This is a genomic window from Micromonospora sp. NPDC004540, from assembly GCF_040610095.1.
GTDB lineage: Bacteria > Actinomycetota > Actinomycetes > Mycobacteriales > Micromonosporaceae > Micromonospora.
In genome coordinates, this window is record NZ_JBEXLR010000032.1 from 18875 (window position 1) to 42555 (window position 23681).

The following is a 23681-nucleotide window of genomic DNA, read 5'->3' on the forward strand; positions in this document are numbered from 1 at the left end:
GCCGCTAGCGTGCCGGGCATGGACGAGGTCGAACCGCCGGCGACGCTCGCCGGCATCGCGCACGAGGCGGGCGGCGGCACCGTCCGGCTGCGTCCGGTGGCCGAGCCGGACCTGGCGATGTTCCGCCGGTTCGCGACCGAGCCGGGCCTGATCGGGCTGGACTGGGCCGGCTACCGCGATCCCGGTGCGCCCGCCCGCCGGCAGGCCGAGGACGGCTGGCTGGGCGAGCGGGACGGCCGGCTGATCGTCCAGGTCGAGCCCGAGCAGGCCGCCGCTGGCTTCGTGAGCTACCTGTGGGGCATCTACGGCGGACGCGCGCCGTACTGGGAGATCGGCATCGCCCTGCTGCCCGAGTGGCGCGGTCGGGGCATCGGCTGGCGGGCCCAGGCGCTGCTCTGCGACTACCTGTTCGCGCACACCCCGGCGCAGCGGATCCAGGCCGGCACCCACCCGGAGAACGTCGCCGAGCAGCGGTCGCTGGAGAAGGCCGGCTTCCAGCTCGAAGGGGTCGTCCGAGCCTGCGAGTTCCGGGCCGGCGCCTGGCGCGACGGCTGGCTCTACAGCCGGCTGCGCGACGACCCGTCCCCGCTCTGATCCTCGCCCTCGGCGAGGGCCGGGAAGGCGCGCCGGACCTCCGCGAGGAACGCCGGCGCCTCCGTCCCGTACGCGGTCGCCGCCGCCGAGAGCGTCTCCAGGGCCGCCTGGAGCGGATCGGGCACCGCGGCGGCGGCCAGTGCCGGCAACGCCATCGCGACCGGGTCGACGGGCCCGGAGAGCAGCCCCGCCCGTGCGGTGTCCGTCGCCTGACTCAGCCCCAGCCGCCGTGCCCGGGCCTCCAGGCGGGCCTCGCCGCCGGTGATTCGCCGCCACATCGCTGTGACGTCGGTGCACCAGTCCGGCATCGGCTCGCCGCGCTCCAACGCCCGCCAGGCCGGCGCCAGCCAGTCGAGGTCGGCGATCCCGGCGAAGGCGTACGCGTGGCGGGCGGCCCACCGCGCGATCCGCCGCTGCGTGTCCGGGTCCGTCCCGGCGACCGCGTCGACCAGGTCACGGTCGAGGGCGGCGATCCCGGAGACGTTGCCGACGACCCGGCGCAGCCGCTCGGACGGTGGCCGTCCACCCCACCGGCGCGCCTCCTCCCGCCGGACGAACTCCGCGTGCCGCCGCTCCCGCTCCTCCCGCGCGCGGCGTTCCGCCTCGGCCCGCTCCTCCGGCGTCGGTGGCGGCGGCAGGGAGCGCGCGTAGTCGTGCCAGTACGCGGCGGCGGTGGTGGTCTGCCGGAGCACGACGTCCGGGCGGGCCGGGTCGTCCGGCCAGAACTGGAGCAGGTAGCGGTCGGGCGTCGGCTCCCCGAAGGGGGTGTGCGGGGCCTCCGCCAGGCCGGTGGCGCAGTACCGGACCCGGTAGCCACGGCCCTCCCCGCCCAGCTCCAGCGGCCGGGACCGTTCGCCGGCCCACTCGGTGAGGTGCACGGTCGGGGTGGCCGGCGCGTAGGACGTCTCCACGACCTCCTCCCAGCCGTCGCCCGGCGCCGGCGGCTCGTGGTCGTGCCACTCGACGCGCATGCCCACCGTGCCGGTGTGCGTGCCGGTCAGCAGGAAGAGGGCACCCGGCACACCGGCTCCGCAGAGGCCGTTCGACTGCCCGGCGAACGCCTCGGTCATGTCCACCAGGTCGTCGACCGTGACGTAGAACTGTCCGTAGTGCACGCCGACGCCGCCGTCGAACAGGGTGCGCACGCCGCCTCCAGGGTCGACCGGGAGCTGACCCGCCGAAATGGTGCGGGGCGGCGGTCAGCGTGGAGATCGCGGCCGACGCTAGCACCGAGGCGCGTGCGCCGGCTGCCCCGCGACGGTCAGGGCAGCGGCCACTCGTGGACCGGGCGGTTGCTGTGCATGAGGTCGACGTAGTGGCGGACCACCTCGCGCAGCGCCTCCGGCCGGTCCAGGTGGTCGGCGGACTCCAGCCGGTGCAGCGTCTCCACCTGCCAGGTCGCCCCGTTGCGGCCGGTCAGGCAGCGCTGCTCGATGATGCCGAGCAGCCGGTCCCGCTCGGCCGGGTCGAGGCCCCACCGGTCCAGCCCGTGGTGGGCCAGCGGCAGCAGCCGCCGCAGCACCAGCTCGGTCACCGGCAGGTAGCCCAGCCCGGGCCAGAACACCTGAGCGTCGATGCCGTGCCGGGAACAGTTGGTGAAGTTCTCCTCGGCCGCGCTGAACGACATCTGCGACCAGAGCGGCCGGTCGGACTCCGCGAGGGCGCGGACCAGGCCGAAGTAGAAGGCGCCGTTGGCGACGGTGTCCAGCACGGTCGGCCCGGCCGGCAGCACCCGGTTCTCCACCCGCAAATGCGGGCGTCCCTTCAGCACGTCGTAGACCGGGCGGTTCCACCGGTAGATCGTGCCGTTGTGCAGCCGCAGCTCGGCGAGCTTCGGCACGCCGCCGGCGGCCAGGGTCTCCGCCGGGTCCTCCGGCTCGCAGACCGGCAGCAGCGCCGGGAAGTAGCGCACGTTCTCCTCGAACAGGTCGAAGACGCTGGTGATCCATCGTTCCCCGAACCAGACCCGGGGGCGTACCCCCTGGGCCTTGATCTCCTCGGCGCGGGTGTCGGTGGCCTGCTGGAACAGCGGCACCCGGGTCTCCCGCCACAACTCCCGGCCGAACAGCAGCGGGGAGTTCGCGCCGAGCGCCACCTGGACGCCGGCGATCGCCTGGGCGGCGTTCCAGTAGTCGGCGAACTGGGCCGGGCTGACCTGGAGGTGGAACTGGGTGCTGGTGCAGGCGGCCTCGGGGGTGATGGTGTCCGCCGTGGTGGCCAGCCGCTCCACCCCACTGATCGAGATCCGCAGGTCCTCGCCGCGGGCGGCGAAGATCTGCTCGTTGAGCAGGGCGTAGCGGGGATTGGCCGAAAGCGTGGCGGCGGTCAGGTGCTCCGGGCGCAGGGTCGGCAGGATGCCGATCATCACCATGTGCGCGCCGACCGTGCGGGCCTTCTCCTCGGCGGCGTTGAGGCTGGCCCGGACGTGCTCCTCGAACTGCGCCGTGCCGGTGCCGGTGAGCCGCCGCGGCGCGACGTTGATCTCCACGTTGAACTGCCCCAGCTCGGTCTGGAAGCTGGGATCGGCGATCGCCTCCAGCACGTCGGCGTTGCGCATGGCCGGCTGGGACTCCTCGTCGACCAGGTTGAGCTCGATCTCCAGCCCGGTCATCGGCCGCTCCACGTCGAAGCGGGACTCACGCAGCATCTCGGCGAACACGTCCAGGCAGCGCCGCACCTTGTCGCGGTAGCGGGCCCGGTCCTCCCGGCTGAAGGTGCGCACGCCGACGTCCTCGCCCATGGTCACCACCCTGTCACCGTTGGTCCCCCTAACCTCGCACGCCACCACGGCGCGGGGAAAGAGCCGGGGGATCCATTACTACCCAGCCGTCCCGCCGGTGATCCCTGTCGCGTCGCCGGTTTCCGCGGCCGATCCGGCGGTCCGGGTGGCTAGCATGGCCGGATGCGCGAGATCACCATCCGGCTGTTCGTGGCGGCGGCGATCGCCGAAGCCTGCTCCTGGGCCGCCCTGCTGGCCGGCATGGCCGTCAAGTACGGCCCGCCGCGCAACGAGATCGGCGTGCACGTGTTCGGCCCGGTCCACGGCGCGCTCTTCGTGGCGTACGGGCTGCTCGTGCTGGTGGTGGCTCGGCAGCGGCGCTGGTCGCTGTGGCACACCGCGATCGCGCTGGCCTGCGCCGTGCCGCCGTTCGCCACGGTGCTCTTCGAGCGCTGGGCCCGCCGCCGCGGCCTCCTCGCCACCCCCGCCGCCACCGACCGTCCCCTCACGCCGGTCGGCTGACCGCCGGGGTCACCCGGCCAGGAAGTCGCCGAGCAGGGCGGCCAGCTCCGCCGGGGCCTCCTCGGCCATGTGGTGGCCGGAGGGGATCGAGGCCGCCCGCACGTCGTCGGCCCAGTCCCGCCAGATCGCTGCCGGGTCGCCGTAGAGCTCGACCAAGTCGTCCCGCTCGGACCAGGCGAAGAGGACCGGGCAGCCGATCCGCCGGCCGGCGGCCCGGTCCGCGTCGTCCGCCGCCCGGTCGGGGCCGAGCCCGGCCCGGTAGTCCTCGCACATGGCGTGCACCGTGGCCGGGTCGTGGATGGCCCGGCGGTAGTCGGCGTACGCGTCCGCGCCCATGGCCTCGGGCGAGCCGCCGTACCAGGCGTCCGGGTCGGCGTTGATCACGCGCTCCGCCGGCTTGGCGAGCTGGCCGAGGAAGAACCAGTGCCACCAGCGGGCCGCGAACCGGGCGTCGCAGCGGGCCAGGGCCTCGCCGATCGGCACCCCGTCCAGCACCCCGAGCCGGGTCACCCGGTCCGGGTGGTCCAGGGCGGTCCGCATGGCCACGTACGAGCCGCGGTCGTGCCCGACGACCGCCGCCCGGGAATGGCCGAGCGCGTCGAGCAGCGCCACCACGTCGCCGGCCATCGCCCGCTTCGAGTAGACCGTGTGCGCCGGGTCGCTCGGCGGCTTCGACGAGCCGCCGTACCCGCGCAGGTCCGGGCAGATCACGGTGTGCCGGTCGGCGAGCAGCGGCGCGACCCGGTGCCAGGTGGCGTGGGTGCGCGGATGGCCGTGCAGCAGCACCACGGGCGGGCCGGAGCCGCCGTGCCGGACCCGCAGGCGGACCGGGCCGAGGTCGATCTCCTCCAGGGTGAATCCGGGGAACATGGGCGAGCCGGTGCCCCGGCCGGCGGGGGCGGAAACCTCAGCGGAGCGCCGAGCCGGCGGCGAGCCCGGCCACCAGCAGCACGCCGAGCGCCGCCTGGAGCAGCAGCGCCGGCCCCAGGTGCGACCAGAGCGTCGCGGTGCGCGGGGTCAGCAGTTGGCCGGTGGTCAGGTTGACGATCCGCTCGATCCGGGGCGGCAGGTCGGCGTCGCGCTGCGGGCGCAGGGTCAGCTGCACGTGGTCGCCGGGGTGCAGCGCGCTCTGCGGGAGGTGGCCGTGCAGCTCGACCTCCACGAGCCGGCCGGCGGTGTCGCGCACCCGGACCGGGGTGACCAGGAACTCGGGTCCCTGCTTGAGCTCCTTGAAGCTGCGCCGGGCGCCCCCGCCGCCGCTGCTGAGCAGGGCCCGCGCCACCCGCAGCAGCAGCCCCACCACGCCCGCGGCGGTCAGCACCGCGACCAGCGCCGGCTGCCCCACCCGCACCTCGCGGGCGTAGCCCTCCAGGAGGCGGACCAACCGGCCGGTGACGATCCGTTCCGTCGGGTGGACGGTGCGCCGAATGTGCAGCTCCGTGTCCATGTTCACCACCGAGGGTTCCGTTGCGTTCACTGATCGTATCGATTCCCCGAGTTGAACGACGTGAATGAACGCCGGTCACGCTGTCCGGCCCACAAGGTGACATCCGGAGCGGCGCGGGTATGCGTGCGGCCGAGCTGGAAAGGGGTCGAGCATGCAGCTGTCCTTCCTGCGCCCGCTCTACAACCGTCCCGGGCCCTGGTGCTCGGTCTACCTGGACGCCTCCCGGGACACCCACGACGCACGTCCGCAGGTCGACCTGCGTTGGCGCGCGCTCAAGGGGGACCTGATCGGGCAGGGCGCCGACCAGGCGACCGTCGAGGCGGTCGAGGAGGTGGTCCGCCGGCACCAGCCGATGCCCGGCGACTACGGCATCGCGGTCTTCGCCAACCGAGGGCGCGTGGTGCTCACCGAGTACCTCTCCGCGCCGCCGCTGCGCGACCTGGCGAGCTGGTCGGCGCTGCCGCACACTATGCCGCTGGTCGCCCAGCGCGGCGAGCAGATCGCCTGGGTGCGGGTGCTGGCCGACCGGACCGGGGCGGACGCCGTCGCGGTCAGCGCCGGCGGGGTGCCGCGCCGGGCCACGGTGAAGGGGCGGGAGAGCTGGCAGCTGCGCCGGGTGCAGCCGGGCGGCTGGTCGCAGTCCCGCTACCAGCGGGCCGCCATGGAGGCCTGGCACCACAACGCCGGTGACGCCGCGGCGGCCACCGCTGAGCTGGCCGACCGGGTCGGGGCGGACGTGGTGGTGGTGGCCGGGGACATCCGGGCGACCGGGATGATCGCCGCCCAGCTGCCGGAGCGCTGGCAGGACGTGCTGGTCCGCACCGACGCCGGCTCCCGCGAGAAGGTCGGCTCCGACGACATGCTGATGGACGACATCACCGTGCAGACCATCGCGGAGGTCGCCGACCAGCGGATCGCCACCGCGCTGGACCGCTTCGGCGTGCAGGAGGACGTCGGCGCCGGGCTCGACGCGGTGGTCTCCGCCCTGCAACGCAACCAGGTCGACACCATGCTGATCGTCGACGACCCGTCCGCCAACGGCGAGCTGTGGGTAGGCCCCGAGCCGACCGAGATCGCCACCGACCCGCGGCAGCTGGCGGCCATGTCCGTGGCCGACCCGCAGAAGGTACGCGCCGACGCCGCGCTGCTGCGCGCGCTGATCGGCACCGACGCCGAGCTGACCGTGCTCGCGCCGGAGGAGGCGCCGGAGCTCACCGACGGGGTCGGCGCCGTGCTGCGCTACGTCGACGCCAGCACGCCCGGGCGGGGCAATGGCTGACCGTACGGTGGCGGACCTGGTCGTCGAACGGCTGAGGGCCTGGCGGGTGCCCCGGGCCTTCGGCTACCCGGGGGCGGCCATCGCCCCCCTGGTCGGCGCGCTCGACGCCGCGGGCGGGGACCCGGAGTTCGTCCCCGCCCGGCACGAGGAGACCGCCGCGTTCATGGCCACCGGGCACGCGAAGTTCACCGGTGAGATCGGGGTGTGCCTGGCCACCCAGGGGCCGAGCGCGGTGCACCTGCTCAACGGCCTCTACGACGCCAAGCTGGACAGCAAGCCGGTGGTGGCGATCGTCGGCGAGGACGTCACCGGCCCGCTCGGCGGGGCGCACGAGGAGATCGGGCTGAGTCGCCTCTTCGGCGACGTCTGCAACCAGTTCGTCCGCTACGGCCGCACGCCCGACCAGGTGCCGGGCCTGCTGGACCAGGCGTTCCGCACCGCGGCGGCGACACGCAGCCCGACCTGCGTGGTGCTGCCGTACGCGTTGCAGGTGGCCACCGTGCCGGACCTGCTGCCGCAGACCGCCGGCGTGGTGTCGGCGACCCCCGGCGAGCCGTTGGCCCGGGTGCTGCCGCACGACGCCGACCTGGACGCCGCCGCCTCGCTGCTCGGCACCGGCCAGCGGGTGGCGATCCTGGTCGGCCAGGGCGCGCACGGCGCCGCCGAGGAGGTGGTCGCCCTCGCCGACCGGCTCGGCGCGGGCGTGGCCACCTCGCTGCTGGGCAAGCCGGTGCTGGACGAGCGGCTGCCGTTCCACACCGGAGTGCTCGGCGAGGTCGGCACCACCGCCGCCGCGCAGCTCATGGGGGGCTGCGACACCCTGCTGCTGGTCGGCACCAACGACCCGTGGACCGACTGGTTCCCGATGCCGGGCCAGGTCCGCACCATCCAGATCGACATCGACGGGCGGCGCATCGGCGCCCGCTACCCGGTGGACGTGCCGCTGGTGGGCGACGCCGGCGAGACGTTGCGCGCGCTGCTGCGTCGGGTGCCGGACCGGCCCAACGCGCAGTGGCGCGGCGTGGTGGAGGGTTCGGTCGACCGGTGGCGGGAGGCCGCGGCCGAGCGGGCCGCCGCCCCGGCCGAGCCGATCAACCCGCAACTAGTGCTGCACGAGCTCTCCGCCCGGGTGCCGCACCGCGGCTCCCTCGCGGTGGACGTCGGCTCGGTCATCTACTGGTACGCCCGGCACCTGGAACTGCCACCGGGCATCCGGGCCCAGCTCTGCGGCACGCTCGGCTCGATGGGCTGTGCGCTGCCCTACGCGGTGGCCGCCAAGCTGGCCCGCCCGGACGAGCCGGTGATCGCGCTGCTCGGCGACGGGGCCATGCAGCTCAACGGGCTGGCCGAGCTGATCACCGTGGCGCACCACTGGCAGGAGTGGCGGGATCCCCGGCTGGTGGTGCTGGTGCTGAACAACCGCGACCAGTCCGGCATGGGCGGCGGGCGCCCACCCGGCGCGTTCGCGGACCGGCGGCCCGACGTGCCGTACGCCGGTTGGGCCCGGCTGCTCGGCCTGCACGGGGTGCGGGTGGACCGCCCCGACCTGGTCGGTCCCGCCTGGGACGAGGTGCTCGCCGCCGACCGGCCCAGCGTGCTGGAGGCCGTGGTCGACCCCGCCGTGCCGCTGGACCCGCCCGAGCCGGCCCTGGCCGACCTGCGCGGGCTGTTCGCCGACGGGGACGCCGCCCGGCGGGTGCGGGAGCGGGTGCTGGAGACCGGGACGACCGTGGAGGCGGAGGACCTGGTCTAGCGACGACGCACGCTATGTCGGCACCGTCCTCACCGAGGGCGGTGTCGACCGCTGTCGTGGGCCTCGCACCGCTGCCCGCGCTGCTTTCGCCCCCGTTCCGCCCGCGACGGCGGGGCACGGTGGAACGGTGCGCCTGGGTGCGGTGCGTGTCGCGCGCGGTGCCGCCGCCCACCCGCTGATTGGTCCGACCCGTGGGGGGATGCCCCGTTTAGACCCCAGAGGGACGGGAAGCCGGGCCGCGTGGTGAGCGAACGAGGCAAGGTGGGGCCGGTGCGCAAGGTGCCCGTGGGGTCGGCGACCGGCGCGGGGCTGACCGGCGACCGGGTGGTGGCGGTGGGCAGCGCCGCCCGGCTCCTGGTCGCGGTGACGGCCCGGGCGCTGCGCGGCGACGACTGCGGCGACCTCGGCCACCCGGGCCCGCTGTCCCGCTTCACCGGGGCCCCGGAGCCGGTGCGCCGCGCCGCTGCGGCGCGGGCCGCCGGCCGGGCCGCGCTCAGCCCCGCCCAGGTCGCCGAGGTGGACGCCGAGCGGGTGGCCGGCTGGTTCGTCGGCCAGTACCCGACCCGTCGCTGGCCCGGGGCGCTGCTCGGCTCCCCGCACGGCGCGACGGCCCACCTGGCGGCGGCGCTCGGGGTGCCGTGGCTGCCCGCCGGCTTCGAGGTGGCCGCGCACTGGACCCCGGGTGCGGTGGACCGCCCGGACGCCGCGCTCGACCACGGCGCCGCGCTCGCCGGCCGGCTCCTCGCCGGCAATCCCCGCGTGCACGTGCGGCAGGTGCACTGCCCGGCCAGCCGCGGCGCGTCGGCGGGTGCCACGGTGACCCTCGCGCTGCGCTGGCGGACGCTGCCCCGCGCGTACGCCCGGTTCCTGGCCGAGGGGCTGGAGCCCGGGGCGCCGGTCCTGCTGCTGCACGACGCGCGGACCTGGCCGGTGCGGGACGAGGGGGGCGGGCACAGCTTCCAGGTCGGCTGCCCGGCCAGCGGTCTCGACCCGGTCGACTTCCACCCGGACGCGCACGTGCTGCGCCAGGTGCTCCGCTCGGCCGGCGGGGACGGGGCGCGCTGGACGCCGCCGGACGTCACCTCCCCGGCGGCCTTCGCCGAGAACGGCGTGGAGTCCGGTTTCGAACACGACGCCCGGGAGTGGGCCGGCCGGCACGGGCACCCGCTGCACCGGGTCGTCGTCCCGCAGCCGGACGCCCTCAGCGCGGCGACCGCCGACCTGTACCGGCGCTGGCTGCGCCGGGCCGGCAAGACCGGCAATCGCCTGGTGGTCGAGTGCGGCCGGCTGCTCGACCCGTGGCAGGTGGTCCGGGCCGGGCTGGTGCCCTACTGGTGCGAGAACGCCACGCGCCGGCGGGTGCAGGGGGTGGAGTGGTGGCTCGCCGGCAGCGAGCCGTTCAGCTCGGTGGACGTGCTGCCCGAGCCGCCCGGGGTCCGCTCGCCGGCCCTCGCGGGGCTGCCGCAGTGGCTCGCGGTGGCCGGGTTCGGGCGCCGCCGGCGCGCCCTGGACCGGGGCTCGGCGCGCGGCTACCCGATCGCCGCGGTGCCCACCCGTCGTGCCACGGAGGTGTTGCGCAACCAGCCGTACGACCTGCCCGCGCCGCCGCCGCTGCGGATGGCCGAGGCCCTCGCCGCGCTCCGTGACGCGGGCGCCCACCAGGGGTTGCTGGTCTGCTGAGGCCGGCGGTCGGCGGGGCGCCGACCAACCTGGCGAAACATCCTCGCGATCCTGCGGTCCGTGATTGAGTACCTACGGAGCGGGAACACCGCTCGCCGCGGAACGGCCCACGACGCCGTGCGGCGGGCGGCCGCCGCTTCCGGCGTTCCGTCACGTAACCCAACTTCCGGCCCGGTGCGTGGCCCGACCACGCGCACGACCGGTTCCGATCCGGGCGGGGGACCTTCCTGAGGGAGGCGCGGATGTTCGGACAGACCACCACACCCACACCACCACCCACCGAACGGGGCCTGGAGGACCTCGACGCGGCGGCGCTGGCGTACGCGGCACGGATCGCCGGCCTGCCACCCGAGCGGCGGCAGGAGGCGCGGGACGACCTGGTCCGCTTCGCGCTGCCCTTCGCCGGGCGGCTGGCCCGCCGCTACCGGGGGCGCGGGGAACCGCTGGAGGACCTGGAGCAGGTGGCCCGCCTCGGCCTGGTCAACGCCGTCGACCGCTACGACCCGGAGCGCGGCTCGTTCACCGCGTACGCGGCGATCACCATCGTCGGCGAGATCAAACGGCACTTCCGGGACCGCACCTGGGGCGTGCACGTGCCACGCCGGCTACGCGACCTGATCCTGGAGGTCGGGCAGGCGACCGCGGCGCTGACCAGCGAGCTGTCCCGGGCGCCCACCGTCGCCGAGCTGGCCGAGCGGCTGGAGACGCCGGAGGAGGAGATCCTCGCCGCGCTGGAGTCGGCCGCCGGTTACAGCCCGGCCTCGCTCAACGCGCCGGTCGGCGGAGAAAGCTCCGCCGAGTTCGGCGACCTGGTCGGCGAGTCGGACAACGCCCTGGAGTCGGTTGACGACCGGGTCACGGTCAGCGGCCTGCTGCACCGGTTGCCCTGGCGCGAGCGGCGGATCCTCGCCATGCGCTTCTACGGCAACCAGACCCAGGCGGAGATCGCGGCCCGGTTCGGCATCTCGCAGATGCACGTGTCCCGGTTGCTCTCCCGGGCGCTGACCTGGCTACGCCAGGCGATGCTCGCCGACGCCCCGCCACCCTGGCAGAACGGCGCGGCCGAGTCCGAGCCGGCCAAGGCCCGGATCTCGGTGCGGCAGAACGGCGACCGGGTGGTCGTCGAGGTCGGGGGAGAGGTCGACCGGGACGGCGCGGACCAGCTCCGCCGGGCCATGTTGGAGGCGGTCACCGGGCAGCCCCGCGAGGTGGTGGTCGACCTGGTGGGCGCCGGTGGCTTCGACGCCGGCGGGATCGCCGCGCTGATGGCCGGCCGGGACGCCGCCGCCCGCACCGGGGTGCCGCTGCGGCTGACCCGGGTGCAGCCGGCCGTGCGCCGCTCGCTCGCCGCCGCCGGGCTGCCGGCGGCCGACTGACTGACCGACGTACGACGAGAGGAAGGGCCGGCGCCCGACGGCGCCGGCCCTTCCTCCTCCTGTCCTGGCCCGCTCAGTCAGTCAGTCCTCCGGGGTGTCTTCCCCGTGCCCGCGGGGGTGTTCCCAGCGGGGGTTCGACGGCTTGGTGCGCTGCGGACCCAACTGGGTCTCGTCCGGCTCGATGGTCTCCTCGAAGCTGGGCCGGCGCACCTCCTCCGGCTCCGGCACGTCGACCGGCCGCGCGCCGGACTGCGGTGCGGGCTGGTATTCGACGGCCTCGCGGGCGCCGTGCGCGCCCTCGGCGGCCGGCGACTCCGGATAGTGCCGCTCGTGGCGCAGCTCCTCGGCGAAGTGCTGTGGCGGCTTGGTGGTGCGCTGCGGCAGGTCGCGGCCGAGATCGGCGACGAGCGGGCCGTACTTGGCGTCGAAGGCCGGCCGCTCGGAGCGGATCCGGGGCATCCGGTCGAAGTTGCGCAGCGGCGGCGGGCAGGTGGTGGCCCACTCCAGGGAGTTGCCGAAGCCCCAGGGGTCGTCGACGGTGACCAGGGCGCCGTACCGCCAGGTTTTCCAGACGTTGTAGATGAAGAACAGGGTGGAGGCGCCGAGGATGAACGACCCGATGCTGGAGATCTCGTTCAGCCTGGTGAAGCCGTCTCCGGGCAGGTAGTCGGCGTACCGGCGGGGCATGCCCTCTGCGCCCAGCCAGTGCTGCACCAGGAACGTCATGTGGAAGCCGACGAACATGGTCCAGAAGTGCATCTTGCCCAGCCGCTCGTCGAGCAGCCGCCCGGTCATCTTGGGGAACCAGAAGTAGACACCGCCGAAGGCCGCGAACACGATGGTGCCGAAGAGCACGTAGTGGAAGTGCGCCACGACGAAGTAGGTGTCGGAGACCTGGAAGTCGGCCGGCGGGCTGGCGAGCAGCACGCCGGTCAGGCCGCCGAACAGGAAGGTGACGAGGAAGCCCACCGAGAAGAGCATCGGCGTCTCGAAGGTGAGCTGGCCCTTCCACATGGTGCCGATCCAGTTGAAGAACTTCACCCCGGTGGGCACCGCGATGAGGTAGCTGAGAATGCTGAAGAACGGCAGCAGCACCTGCCCGGTGGCGAACATGTGGTGCGCCCAGACGGTCATCGACAGCACGGTGATCGCGATGGTGGCGAGCACCAGACCGGTGTAGCCGAAGATCGGCTTGCGGGCGAAGACCGGGATGACCTCGGTGATGATGCCGAAGAACGGCAGCGCCACGATGTAGACCTCGGGGTGGCCGAAGAACCAGAACAGGTGCTGCCAGAGCATCGGCCCGGCGGTGGTCGGGTCGAAGACGTGCGAGTGCAGGATCCGGTCCGAGCCCAGCGCGAAGAGCGCGGCGGCGAGCAGCGGGAACACCAGGATCACCAGGACGCTGGTGAGCAGCAGGTTCCAGGTGAAGATCGGCATCCGGAACATGGTCATTCCGGGGGCGCGCAGGGTGATGATCGTCGTGATCATGTTGACCGCGCCGAGGATGGTGCCGAGTCCGGAGACCGCCAGCCCGACCACCCACAGGTTCCCGCCGACGCCCGGGCTGTGCTGCGACGTGCTCAGTGGTGTGTACGCGAACCAGCCGAAGTCCGCCGCGCCCCCCGGCACGGCGAAGCCGCCCACCACCATCGACCCGCCGAACAGGTACAGCCAGTACGCGAGGGCGTTCAGCCGCGGGAACGAGACGTCGGGTGCGCCGATCTGGAGCGGGACGATGTAGTTGCCGAAGGCGAAGACCAGTGGCGTGGCGAACAGCAGCAGCATGATCGTGCCGTGCATGGTGAACAGCTGGTTGTACTGCTCGGGGGAGAGGAGCTGCATGCCGGGCCGGGCCAGCTCGGCGCGGAGCAGCAGCGCCATCACGCCGCCGACCAGGAAGAACACGAACGAGGTGGCCAGGTACATCAGGCCGATCAGCTTCGCGTCGGTGGTGCGCAGCAGCCGCCACAGCGTGTTGCCCTTGACGGCCTCCCGGACCGGGCCGGGATAGCCGCCGAACCGGGCCGGTGCGAGGATCGCCGGCCCACGGTCTCGGGCCGGCTCCGTGACTACCCGCTTGCGCATGGCTTCTCACCCCGTGTGACGGCAGACAGAACGGGCAGGCGTGCCCGACCCTCTACCCATGAAACCAGGCGAGAGCGGAGAATTCGGTCAGTTCGCCGGTAGCATGGCCCAGACCACCTTGCCCGCGCCCGCCGGGGCGCTGCCCCAGCGCTGGGTCAGCTCGCGCACCAGCATGAGCCCACGCCCGCCCTCGGCCCGCAGGTCGCGGTCGGTCGCCGCCCGCGGATCGGCCGGGCTGCCGTCCATCACGGCCACCCGCAGGTACGGCCGGCGCAGGGTCAGCGTCACCTGCATCGGGGTGCCGGCGTGCCGGACGACGTTGCCGACCAGTTCGCTGAGGACCAGCGAGGCCGGGCCGGCCAGTTCCGGGATGTTCCACCGCGCGCACGCGTCGGTGACCAGCTCGCGGGCCCGCCGGCAGGCCCCGGCCACCGGCTCCAGCCGGGCCCGCAGCCGCGGGGCCGCAGCCGCGCCGGCCAGCGCCGTCGCCTCGGCGCAGTCGCGACGGACCGGCACCACCCGGCAGGCGGTGGACTCGGCGAGCCAGGCCGCCGTCTCCGGCGGCGGCGCGGACAGCACGACCGGCACGGCCGGCCAGTCCGCGGCCCGGCGGGCCGCGGCGGCGAAGACGGAGAGGGCGAGCGGGTCCATGACGTCGAGCTGTTCCAGGTCGACCACGAGGGCGTCCGGCTGCGCGGCCAGGCACCGGTCCAGCACCGTGTGCACCGAGCGCATCGTGCCCAGGTCGAGCGCGCCGGCCAGCCGTACGACGGTGACCGGCGACTCGTCGCGGACCTCGCACCTGATCCGGGTCGACATCCAGGCCCTCGTTTCCGTCTCGTCGGGGAACCTGGGAAATACCCGTGGCCGGGGCGGCGAAACCGGACATCCGCCCGGCGAAGCGGTCCGGTCAGCGGCGGTTCCGGCCCCGGGTGGTGAGCAGCCCGAGGGCGATCATGCCGACGCCGAGCAGGAGGTGCAGCCAGTTGTCCGCGCCGTTGAGCGGGATGAAGTTCGCGCCGCTGTTGTGGTCGACCACCACGCCGTAGAGCCAGAGCACCAGGTAGATCGCGCCGCCGCCGATCAGGAACGTCCGGGCTCCGGAGACCGTCCGGGCCAGCAGCAGCCCGGCGACGCCGAACAGCAGGTGCACGATGTTGTGCAGCACCGAGGTCTGGAACAGCCCGAGCAGCTTCGCGTCGGAGTCGTGCCCGGCGAACTTCAGATCGCTGTAGTTGGAGGTGATGCCGGGGATGAAGCCCAGCGCACCGATCACCAGGAAGATCACGCCGACGGTCGCCGCGGCCCGGCGTACCGGGGCCCGGCCGTCGGCCGGGTTGCGTCGCCCGCGGGAGTGCGCCATCGAGTTCGTCATGCCGGCCTCCTAGCTGACAGGAACCGCGCGGCTTTCCCCGCGCCGCAGGGGGCAAACACGCGTCCGGCCCGGACCGCGCGCGGACGGTCCGGGCCGGGACGGTACGGCTCAGGCGGGCTGCAACGGCCGGGCGGCGGGCTGGCGGACCCGCTGGTACAGCTCCACGTACCGCTGGGCCATCAGCTCGGGCGTGAACCGGGCGGCCGCCTCGCGCCGGCACTCGTCCTCCTCGAGCAGCCCGGCGGCCAGCACCAGGTCGCCCAGCTCCTCCTCGTCGGTGGTGAGCAGCCCGGTCCGGCCGTGTTCGATCAGCTCCGGCAGGCAGCCCCGGGCGGTGGCGACCACCGGCGTGCCGAGCGCGAGCGACTCGACCACCGCGGTGCCGCCCGGCTCCTCCCAGCGCAGCGGGAACAGCGAGGCCCGCGCCCCGGCCACCAGGTCGTCGCGCTCCTGCCCGGCGACCGTGCCGACCCAGCGGACCAGGTCGCCGTCGACGTGCGGGGCCACGTGGTCGTAGAAGAACCGCACGTCCGGGTTCTGCCGGGCCTCGTCGCCCGCCGCGGCCAGGTCCTCGGGCCGGTGGTACGGGCCGACCGGGCCGGCCAGCACCAGCGGGAAGCCGACCTGCCGGGCCAGCCGGGCGCCCAGGTCCTGCCCCTTGCCCGGGTTGATCCGGCCCAGGATGACCACGTGCTCGCCCTTGCGCGCCGCCGGCCGGCGGTCCGCGCCGACGGCCAGCGGGGTGGACAGGTGCACGTGGCCGACCGAGTGCTCCTGCAGGGCCCGCGGCGCCCGGGCGAGCTGCGAGGCGGAGACGCCGTTGACCCGCACCCGTTCGCCGCCGTCGAGGTTGCCGTACAGCTCCGGGTGCTTGGCCAGGTCCCAGTGCAGGGTGTGCAGCGCCGGCGGGGCGTCCGGGCCCATCGCGGTCAGGGTGGCCAGCCCGACCGCCTCCACGTGGTCGTGCACCAGGTCGATGTCGTCGCGGGCGTGCAGCGCGCGGACCACCCCGTTCAGGTGCGCCTGGGACACCCCGCAGACCTGGTTGTACGGCCGTTGCAGGGCGTGGAACTGCCCGTCGGCGAAGACCGAGATCTTCTCGTCGACCGGCAGCGTGCTGCTCTCCACGGAGGCGAGCACCACCCGCACGCCGAGCTTGCGCAGCTCCGGCACCAGGGTGGCGACCACGTTCTCGATGCCGCCGTAGCCGGGCGGCGGCACGGACAACCAGGGACCCGCGTTCATCAGGACGGTGAGAGTCATCGTGCGCGGTCCCTTTCCTCGGCGGCGCTCATGCCGCGACCCGCCGCCGGGGTACCCGGTGGCGCAGTTCCGCCAGCGGCGGCCGTTCCTCGATCGAGACGTCGCTGACCACGATCTCGCGGTCCAGGTTGGGCAGCGCCTCCGAGCCGCCCCGCCGGAACTGGGTGAGCAGGGCGGTGGGTTCCAGGCCCGGCGCCGCCCAGCCGCGCCGCTGCAACCGGGACCAGGCGGTCAGCATGATCTGCGCCGACATCCGGCCCAGCGCCGCGGTGTCCTGGTGGCGGTGCTTGCGCTCACCCAGGTCCACCTGGGCCAGCGCGTCCAGCCCGACCAGCTCCAGCAGGTCGATGAGCATGGCCGTCTCCACACCGTAGCCGGAGACGAACGGCACCCGCTCCAGCACCTCGCGGCGGCCCGCGTACTCGCCGGCGAGCGGCTGCACGAAGCCGGCCAGCTCCGGCCAGAACAGGTTGAGCAGCGGGCGGGCCATCAGCTCGGTCACCCGGCCCCCGCCGTCGGCCTCCACCCCGGCGACACCGACAAGCGGCCGGTGGTAGAAGCCCTTCACGAAGTCGACCGACGGGTCGGTGAGCAGCGGCCCGACCAGCCCGGTGACGAAGTGCGGCCGGAACTCCCGCAGGTCGGCGTCGACGAACGCGACCACGTCGCCCTCCGCCGCGGCCAGCCCGGCCCAGAGCGCGTCCCCCTTGCCGGTGAGCCGCGGCAGCCCACGCGTCATCGCGTCCTGGCTGACCACCTCGGCGCCGGCCGCCCGGGCCACCTGCGCGGTCCGGTCCGTGGACCGGGAGTCCACCACGATCAGCTCGTCCACGAGCGGCACCCGGTCCATCAGGTGCCGCCGGATCGTCGACACGATCGCGCCGACGGTCGCCTCCTCGTTGCGCGCCGGCAGCACCACGCTGACCCGGCTCGCCCCCTTGGCCCGCACCAGCCGCTGCACCGGCCAGTCGCCGGCGGTCGTGGTGCGGTATGTGGCCCACGCCTCCACCACAGGTGAGACGATCGAATCTGTTTCCCGCACAGGCACACCCCCAGGTTGTGGCGGAACCACGGGCTTCTGGTTTTCCCAGTTCGCCGCCCGTGCTAACCGGATCATGCCTAACAGCTTGATCACGGCCCGCGTACCGCCCGGTTCCCGTCCGGTGAACGTTTGATTGCGCGTCCGTCCGCGTTTGACCGAGGGGCCGCCAGGGGAGTGCTTCCGCAGTATGTCGTCGCGGTGAGAGGGTCGAGAGCATGCGCACGTGCCGGGTGGGACTGGTCGGAGCCGGCGGGGTGGCGCAACGCCATGCCCGGGTGTTGACGGGCTTCGAGGACGTGGAACTGCTCGGGGTGACCGATGTCGCCCCGGACGCGGCGGAGGCCCTGGCCGGCGCGCACGGCGCCCGGGCCTTCCGCGACGTGGACGACCTGCTCGCCGCCGGTCCGGACGCCGTGTACGTCTGCGTGCCGCCGTTCGCGCACGGCCCCGTGGAGGAGGCGGTGATCGCCGCCGGCGTGCCGATGTTCGTGGAGAAGCCGGTGGCGGTGGACCTGGAGACCGCGGAGCGGGTCGCGGCGCTGGTCGAGCGACGCGGCCTGCTCACCGGGGTCGGCCACCACTGGCGCTACCTGCACGTGGTGGAGGAGGCCCGGCAGTTGCTCGCCGGCCGTCCGGTGCGGATGGTCAACGGGGCCTGGCTGGACAAGGTCCCGCCGGTCGCCTGGTGGGCCCGGCGGGACCGCTCCGGCGGGCCGGTCGTCGAGCAGGCCGCGCACGTGCTGGACCTGGTCCGGCTGCTGGTCGGCGAGGCGACCGAGGTGACCGCGTACGGCGACGGCAGCCCGCCACCGGTGGAGGGCGCGGACATCGACTCGGTAACCGCGGCCACCCTGCGGTTCGACACCGGGGCGGTCGGCACCCTCGCCGCCGCCTGCGTGCTCGGCTGGAAGCACCGGGCCGGCCTGGAGATCCTCGCCGACGGGATGGCGCTGTCGCTGGCGGAGGACGGCCTGACCATCTGCGACGGCGAGGGCGAGCGGCACCTGCCCGCCGACCCGGACGGCGCCCGGGTCGCCGTCGACCGGGCCTTCGTCGACGCGGTCCGGGGGATCGGCGACGACGTCCGGGTCCCGTACGCCGAGGCGCTGCGCACCCAGCGGCTCGCCCTCGCGGTGGCCGAGTCGGCGCGTACCGGGCGGGCGGTGGCGCTGCCCACCGGGCCGGCCGCACGGCTCACCGCCGCGGTCGCCGACGCCACGCCGGCCGGGCCGACGGGGGTGACCGTCGATGCGTGACCGGGTGGTGGTGGTCAACGGACCGGGCCGGGTCGAGCTGGTCGAGCAGGACGCGGCCGAGCTGCGCGCGGGCACCTTCCGGGTGGAGACCCTCTACAGCGGAGTCTCCGCCGGCACCGAGCTGAGCTACGTCAAGGGCACCAACCCCTACCTCAACGTCACCTGGAACGCCGACCTGGGGCTGTTCCAGCCGGGAGAGGCCAGCACGCCGTACCCGGTCACCCGGCTCGGCTACATGCAGGTCGGCCGGGTGGTGGAGAGCCGCACCCCGGCCGTCGCCGTGGGCACCGTCGGCGCGATGACCTACGGCCACCGCAGCGGCTACGTCGCCGACCCGGTCGCCGAGCGGTTCGTGCCGCTGCCCGACGACCTCGACCCGCTGCTCGGCGTCTACGTCGCGCACATGGGCCCGATCTGCGCCAACGGCCTGCTGCACGCCGCCGCCGACCTGTGCGGCACCGACGTCCGCTCGCTCGGCGACGGGGTGCGCGGCCGGCGGGTGGCGGTGGTCGGCAGCGGGGTGGTCGCGCTGCTCACCGCGCTGTTCGCCCGGCGGCACGGTGCCGCCTCCGTGGTCGTGCTCGACCCCACGCCGGCCCGTCGCGAGGTGGCCGAGGCGCTCGGCCTGGAGACCCTCGACCCGGACGCGGACGACCCGGCCGTGGTGCTCAAGACCCGCTGGAACCACGCCGCGGGCGACCGGGGCGCGGACGTGGTCTTCCAGTGCCGGGGCCAGGACTGGGCGCTCCACCTCGCGCTGCGCCTGGTGCGCCCCCAGGGCACCGTGATCGACCTGGCGTTCTACCAGGCCGGCGCGGACGCGGTCCGGCTGGGCGAGGAGTTCCACCACAACGGGCTGTCGCTGCGCTGCGCCCAGATCGGGCGGGTGCCGCGCGGGCTGACCCCGACCTGGGACCGGGAGCGGCTCTCCGCGGAGACCATCGAGCTGCTGCGCCAGTACGGCGACCTGATCCGCAAGCACCTCGTCTCGGCGGTGGTGCCGCTGGAGGAGGCGCCGGCGCTGCTCACCGACCTGGCCGAGCGACGCCGGTCCGAGCTGCAGGTGGTGCTCACCGGCTGAGCCTGGGCGGGCCCGGTTACGGTGCTGCCATGACCACCGAAGCCGGCCGCCCGCCCGGGCTCGCCGCCCTGCTGCCGTATCTGCGCGCCCACCGCGGCACCCTCGTCGCGGTGGGCGTGCTGTCGTTCACCGGCGCGGCGGCGGCGCTGGCCCAGCCCCTGCTCACTCGGGCCGTGCTCGACCGGATCACCGCCGGCCGCCCGGCGGTCACCCTGGTCGCCGCCCTGGTGGCCCTCGTGGTGGCCGGCGCGCTGCTCGGCGGGCTCCGCGACTACCTGCTCCAGCGCACCGCCGAGGGCCTCGTGCTGGGCACCCGGCGGCGGCTCGCCGGTCACCTGCTGCGGCTGCCGATCGCCGAGTACGACCGGCGCCGCACCGGCGACCTGCTCTCCCGGGTCGGCGCGGACACCACGCTGTTGCGGGCGGTGGTCACCTCGGGCCTCTTCGAGACCGTCACCGGGGCGGTCATGGTGCTCGGCGCCGGCGTCGCCATGCTGCTGCTGGACCCGCTGCTGTTCGGGGTGACCCTGGCCGCCGTCGCGCTCGGGGTCGGCTTCGCCCTCACCGTCGCCCGGCGGGTCCGTGGCCTGGCCCGCCGGGCCCAGGAACGGGTCGGCGAGATGACCTCCGCCGTCGAGCGGGCCATCTCCGCGGCCCGGACCATCCGGGCCAGCCGGGCCGAGCGCCGGGAGACGGACACCGTGGTGGCGAGCGCGACCGAGGCCTTCGCGGCCGGGCTGCGGGTGGCCCGGGCCCAGGCGGTGGTGGGTCCGGCCGGCACGGTCACCACGCAGGGCGCCTTCCTGCTGGTGCTGGCCGTGGGCGGGGCGCGGGTGGCGGCCGGGGCGATCAGCGTCGGCGACCTGGTGGCCTTCGTGATGTTCCTGTTCTTCCTGGTGCTGCCGCTGGGGCAGGCGGTGCACGCGTACACCCAGTTGCAGACCGGGCTCGGCGCGCTGGCCCGGATCGAGGAGATCCTCGCCGTGCCGGGGGAGGGGGCGGACGAGCGGCCCGCGCGGGTGCCCTCCCGGCCCGGCGCGGGCGGGCCGGCGGTGATCGAGTTCGACCGGGTGGGCTTCGGCTACCCGGGCGGCCCGCCGGTGCTGCGCGAGGTGAGCTTCACCGTGCCGGCCGGCACCCGCACCGCCCTGGTCGGCCCGTCGGGCGCCGGCAAGTCCACCCTGCTCGCCCTGGTCGAGCGCTTCTACGAGGTGACCGGGGGCGCGCTGCGGCTGGACGGGGTGGACGTGCGCGACCTGCCCCGGGACGCGCTGCGGGCCCGGCTCGGCTACGTCGAGCAGGAGGCCCCGGTGCTCGCCGGCACCCTCCGGGACAACCTGCTGATCACCGCGCCGGACGCCACCGACGACCGGCTGCGCGCCGTGCTCGACGAGGTCAACCTCGGGCACCTGGCCGAGCGGACGGCCGACGGGCTGGACGTGCAGGTCGGCGAGGGCGGCGTTCTGCTCTCCGGTGGGGAACGGCAGCGGCTGGCCATCGCCCGGGCGTTGCTGGCCGGGCCGCCCGTGCTGCTGCTCGACGAGCCGACCAGCAACCTCGACGCCCGCAACGAGGCCGCGCTGCGCCGGGCCATCGACGCCGTCGCGGTGCGCCGCACCCTGCTGATCGTGGCGCACCGCCTCTCCACCGTGGTGGACGCCGACCAGATCGTGGTGCTGGACGCCGGCCGGGTGGTCGCCGTCGGCACCCACGACGAGCTGACCTCGACCAGCCCGCTCTACCGCGAGCTGGCCACCCACCAGCTCCTCGTCGGGTGATCCGGAAAACGCCCTGACCTGCGGAAACAGGCCGAATTTCGGACACCGCCCGGCACGCCCGCCGGGCGGGGGTCACAATCGGCTCCGGTTCGCGTACCGTTGCCGCTCATGGGTGTGTCGCAACGTCTGAAGAGCAGGTTCCGGCGGTTCCTCGAGCGCCCGGGGACGACCGTCGACCTGGCCCCGCTGGAGAAGCTGCTGCCGGCGATCGAGGCCCGCGAGGCGGAGCTGGAGAAGCTCTCCGACGCGGAGCTGACGGAGGCGGCCGGGCAGGCCACCGGCTACGAGGAGATCTGCGCGATCGGCCGCGAGGCGGCCCGCCGCGGCCTCGACCAGCGGCCCTACGACGTCCAGCTGCTCGGCGCCATGGCGCTGCTCTCCGGCAAGGTCGCCGAGATGGCCACCGGTGAGGGCAAGACGCTCACCGCGACCATCGCCGCCTACGGGCATGTCCGGATGGGCAACGGCCCGGTGCACGTGCTCACCGTCAACGACTACCTGGCCCGCCGCGACGCCGAGTGGATGGGCCCGGTCTACACCCTGCTCGGGCTCACCGTCGGCTGGGTCAACGAGGCGTCCACCCCCGAGGAGCGGCGCGCCGCCTACGCCTGCGACGTCACCTACGTGGCGGTCAGCGAGGCCGGCTTCGACTTCCTCCGCGACCAGCTCGTCACCGATATCGACGACCGCGTCCAGCCGCCGCTGAAGACCGCGATCGTCGACGAGGCCGACTCCATCCTCATCGACGAGGCCCGGGTGCCGATGGTGCTCGCCGGAGCGGTCCCCGGCGAGCAGGACCCGGTGCACGCCGCGGCCGCGCTGGTCCGCGGCCTGCGCAAGGGCCGGCACTACACGATCGCCGAGGACGGCCGCAGCGTCGCCTTCACCTCGGCCGGCCTGGCCACCGTCGAGGCCAAGCTCGGCGGCATCGACCTCTACGACGAGGAGCACGTCGCGCAGCTCTCCGCGGTCAACGTGGCGCTGCACGCGCACGCCCTGCTGCACCGCGACGTCGACTACATCGTCCGGGAGTCCTCGGTCGAGCTGATCGACGAGATGCGCGGCCGGGTGGCCCAGCGCCGCCGCTGGCCGGACGGGCTCCAGGCGGCGGTCGAGGCCAAGGAGGGCCTGGACGCCACCGCCGAGGGCGAGGTGCTCGGCACCGTCACCGTGCAGGCGTACATCGCGCTCTACCCGAAGGTCTGCGGGATGACCGCGACGGCGGTCCTCGTCGGCGACCAGCTCCGCGAGTTCTTCGGCCTCGAGGTGGCGGTGATTCCGCCGAACACCCCATGCATCCGGGAGGACGAGCCGGACCGGATCTACGCCACCCGGGCCGAGAAGGAGGAGGCGCTGATCGACGAGATCAGGCGCTGCCACGAGGCCGGCCGTCCGGTGCTGGTCGGCACCCTCGACGTCAAGGAGTCCGAGGGCCTCGCCGCCGGCCTGCACGCCGCCGGGGTGCCCTGCGTGGTGCTCAACGCCAAGAACGACGACGAGGAGGCGGGGATCATCGCCGAGGCCGGCGCGTACGGCGCGGTGACCGTCTCCACCCAGATGGCCGGCCGGGGCGTGGACATCCGGCTCGGCGGCAGCGACCAGGCCGACCGGGAGCGGGTCGCCGAGCTGGGCGGCCTCTACGTGATCGGCAGCGGCCGGCACGACAGCCGCCGCGTCGACGACCAGCTCCGTGGCCGGGCCGGCCGGCAGGGCGACCCGGGTGGTTCGGTCTTCCTGGTCAGCCTGGAGGACGACCTGGTCGTCCGGCACGCCGGCGACACCGTTCCGGCGTCGCCCCGGATGAACGCCGACGGCCTGGTCACCGATCCGCAGGTCGACTACGCGGTGGAGCACGCCCAGCGGGTCGCCGAGGGCGTCAACCACGAGATCCACCGCAACACCTGGCGCTACAGCGTGGTGATCGAGCAGCAGCGCAAGGCGCTCGCCGAGCGCCGGGAGCGGCTGCTGACCAGCGACGTCGCGGCGCTCATGCTGCTGGAGCGGATGCCGGAGAAGGCCGGCGAGATGGACGAGGACCTGCTCGCCGAGGTGGCCCGCTCGATCGCCCTCTACCACCTGGACCGGCTCTGGGCCGAGCACCTGGCCGAGCTCTCCGAGGTGCGCGAGGGCGTGCACCTGCGGGCGCTGGGCCGGCTCGACCCGCTGGACGAGTTCCACCGCAGCGCGGTGCCGGCGTTCAACGCGCTGGTCCCCGAGATCGAGACGCGGACCATCGCGACCTTCGAGGAGACCGAGTTCTCCGACGGGTGGGAGCCGGACGCCTCCAAGCTGGTGCGGCCGACCGCCACCTGGACCTACCTGGTGCACGACAACCCGTTCGGCTCCGAGCTGGACCGGCTGATCGCCGCGGTGGGGCGGCGGCTCATCTCCGGCTCCCGCTGACCGTCCGCGAGGGGTCCCTTCCGGC

Annotated in this window: 19 protein-coding genes; 10 read left to right on the top strand and 9 right to left on the bottom strand. The window is 74.5% G+C overall.

The features are described from left to right. The first annotated feature begins 18 nt into the window (after positions 1–18). Complete coding sequence (locus ABZV78_RS13685; protein ID WP_355638373.1) at positions 19–594, top strand: GNAT family protein; 576 nt, start codon at positions 19–21, stop codon at positions 592–594. Here the strand turns inward: ABZV78_RS13685 and ABZV78_RS13690 are convergent. Then, complete coding sequence (locus tag ABZV78_RS13690; protein WP_355638375.1) at positions 558–1739, bottom strand: hypothetical protein; 1182 nt, start codon at positions 1737–1739, stop codon at positions 558–560. The two genes, ABZV78_RS13685 and ABZV78_RS13690, sit on opposite strands and share 37 nt — an antisense overlap. A gap of 116 nt (positions 1740–1855) precedes the next feature. Next, the gene (locus tag ABZV78_RS13695) at positions 1856–3334 is read right to left on the bottom strand and encodes a glutamate--cysteine ligase (RefSeq protein ID WP_355638377.1); all 1479 of its coding nucleotides are present in this window, start codon (positions 3332–3334) and stop codon (positions 1856–1858) included. Between the two features lie 162 nt (positions 3335–3496). Between ABZV78_RS13695 and ABZV78_RS13700 the strand changes: the two genes are divergently transcribed. Then, positions 3497–3835 carry a DUF3817 domain-containing protein gene (locus ABZV78_RS13700; protein ID WP_355638379.1) on the top strand — a complete coding sequence of 113 codons (339 nt, stop codon included), beginning with the start codon at positions 3497–3499 and terminating at the stop codon, positions 3833–3835. Between the two features lie 9 nt (positions 3836–3844). Here ABZV78_RS13700 and ABZV78_RS13705 read toward each other — a convergent pair whose 3' ends face one another. Both ABZV78_RS13705 and ABZV78_RS13710 read right to left on the bottom strand, forming a co-directional pair. Then, positions 3845–4705, bottom strand: coding sequence for an alpha/beta hydrolase (locus tag ABZV78_RS13705; protein ID WP_355638381.1), 861 nt, complete (start codon positions 4703–4705; stop codon positions 3845–3847). Positions 4706–4742: 37 nt separating this feature from the next. Beyond that, the gene (locus ABZV78_RS13710; RefSeq protein WP_355638383.1) at positions 4743–5291 is read right to left on the bottom strand and encodes a hypothetical protein; all 549 of its coding nucleotides are present in this window, start codon (positions 5289–5291) and stop codon (positions 4743–4745) included. Between the two features lie 142 nt (positions 5292–5433). Here ABZV78_RS13710 and ABZV78_RS13715 point away from each other — a divergent pair, with 142 nt between their 5' ends. The 4 genes from ABZV78_RS13715 (at position 5434) to ABZV78_RS13730 (ending at position 11370) form a co-directional block, all read left to right on the top strand. Then, positions 5434–6561 (top strand): Vms1/Ankzf1 family peptidyl-tRNA hydrolase, encoded by a 1128-nt coding sequence (locus ABZV78_RS13715; RefSeq protein ID WP_355638385.1) that lies wholly within the window; start codon positions 5434–5436, stop codon positions 6559–6561. Continuing rightward, positions 6554–8314, top strand: a complete 1761-nt coding sequence (locus tag ABZV78_RS13720) for a thiamine pyrophosphate-binding protein (RefSeq protein WP_355638387.1) — start codon at positions 6554–6556, stop codon at positions 8312–8314. Before ABZV78_RS13715 ends, ABZV78_RS13720 begins: the two co-directional genes overlap by 8 nt. A 270-nt stretch (positions 8315–8584) precedes the next feature. After that, complete coding sequence (locus tag ABZV78_RS13725) at positions 8585–9994, top strand: hypothetical protein (RefSeq protein WP_355638388.1); 1410 nt, start codon at positions 8585–8587, stop codon at positions 9992–9994. A 242-nt stretch (positions 9995–10236) separates the two neighbouring features. Further along, positions 10237–11370, top strand: a complete 1134-nt coding sequence (locus ABZV78_RS13730) for a SigB/SigF/SigG family RNA polymerase sigma factor (RefSeq protein WP_355638390.1) — start codon at positions 10237–10239, stop codon at positions 11368–11370. Between the two features lie 81 nt (positions 11371–11451). Here ABZV78_RS13730 and ctaD read toward each other — a convergent pair whose 3' ends face one another. The 5 genes from ctaD to ABZV78_RS13755 form a co-directional block, all read right to left on the bottom strand. Continuing rightward, positions 11452–13458 (bottom strand): cytochrome c oxidase subunit I, encoded by a 2007-nt coding sequence (ctaD, locus tag ABZV78_RS13735; protein ID WP_355638392.1) that lies wholly within the window; start codon positions 13456–13458, stop codon positions 11452–11454. Between the two features lie 87 nt (positions 13459–13545). Then, positions 13546–14277 carry an ATP-binding protein gene (locus ABZV78_RS13740; protein WP_355638394.1) on the bottom strand — a complete coding sequence of 244 codons (732 nt, stop codon included), beginning with the start codon at positions 14275–14277 and terminating at the stop codon, positions 13546–13548. 91 nt (positions 14278–14368) lie between these two features. Further along, positions 14369–14833 carry a DUF4383 domain-containing protein gene (locus tag ABZV78_RS13745; protein WP_355638395.1) on the bottom strand — a complete coding sequence of 155 codons (465 nt, stop codon included), beginning with the start codon at positions 14831–14833 and terminating at the stop codon, positions 14369–14371. A 108-nt stretch (positions 14834–14941) separates the two neighbouring features. After that, entirely contained in the window at positions 14942–16096 is a 1155-nt protein-coding gene (locus ABZV78_RS13750; protein ID WP_355638397.1) for a glycosyltransferase, read from the bottom strand. 28 nt (positions 16097–16124) lie between these two features. Then, the gene (locus ABZV78_RS13755; protein ID WP_355638436.1) at positions 16125–17105 is read right to left on the bottom strand and encodes a glucosyl-3-phosphoglycerate synthase; all 981 of its coding nucleotides are present in this window, start codon (positions 17103–17105) and stop codon (positions 16125–16127) included. Between the two features lie 248 nt (positions 17106–17353). On the opposite strand from ABZV78_RS13755, the gene ABZV78_RS13760 reads away from it, so the two are divergent. From ABZV78_RS13760 to secA2, 4 genes are all read left to right on the top strand, one after another. Continuing rightward, complete coding sequence (locus tag ABZV78_RS13760) at positions 17354–18394, top strand: Gfo/Idh/MocA family oxidoreductase (RefSeq protein ID WP_355638399.1); 1041 nt, start codon at positions 17354–17356, stop codon at positions 18392–18394. After that, a complete protein-coding gene (locus ABZV78_RS13765; RefSeq protein ID WP_355638401.1) occupies positions 18387–19475 on the top strand; it encodes a zinc-binding dehydrogenase in 1089 nt (362 codons plus the stop codon). Before ABZV78_RS13760 ends, ABZV78_RS13765 begins: the two co-directional genes overlap by 8 nt. A gap of 29 nt (positions 19476–19504) precedes the next feature. Then, positions 19505–21253: an ABC transporter ATP-binding protein gene (locus ABZV78_RS13770; protein ID WP_355638403.1), complete on the top strand. Its 1749-nt coding sequence runs from the start codon at positions 19505–19507 to the stop codon at positions 21251–21253. Between the two features lie 108 nt (positions 21254–21361). Next, positions 21362–23656 carry an accessory Sec system translocase SecA2 gene (gene secA2, locus ABZV78_RS13775; RefSeq protein WP_355638405.1) on the top strand — a complete coding sequence of 765 codons (2295 nt, stop codon included), beginning with the start codon at positions 21362–21364 and terminating at the stop codon, positions 23654–23656. Positions 23657–23681: the final 25 nt, after the last annotated feature.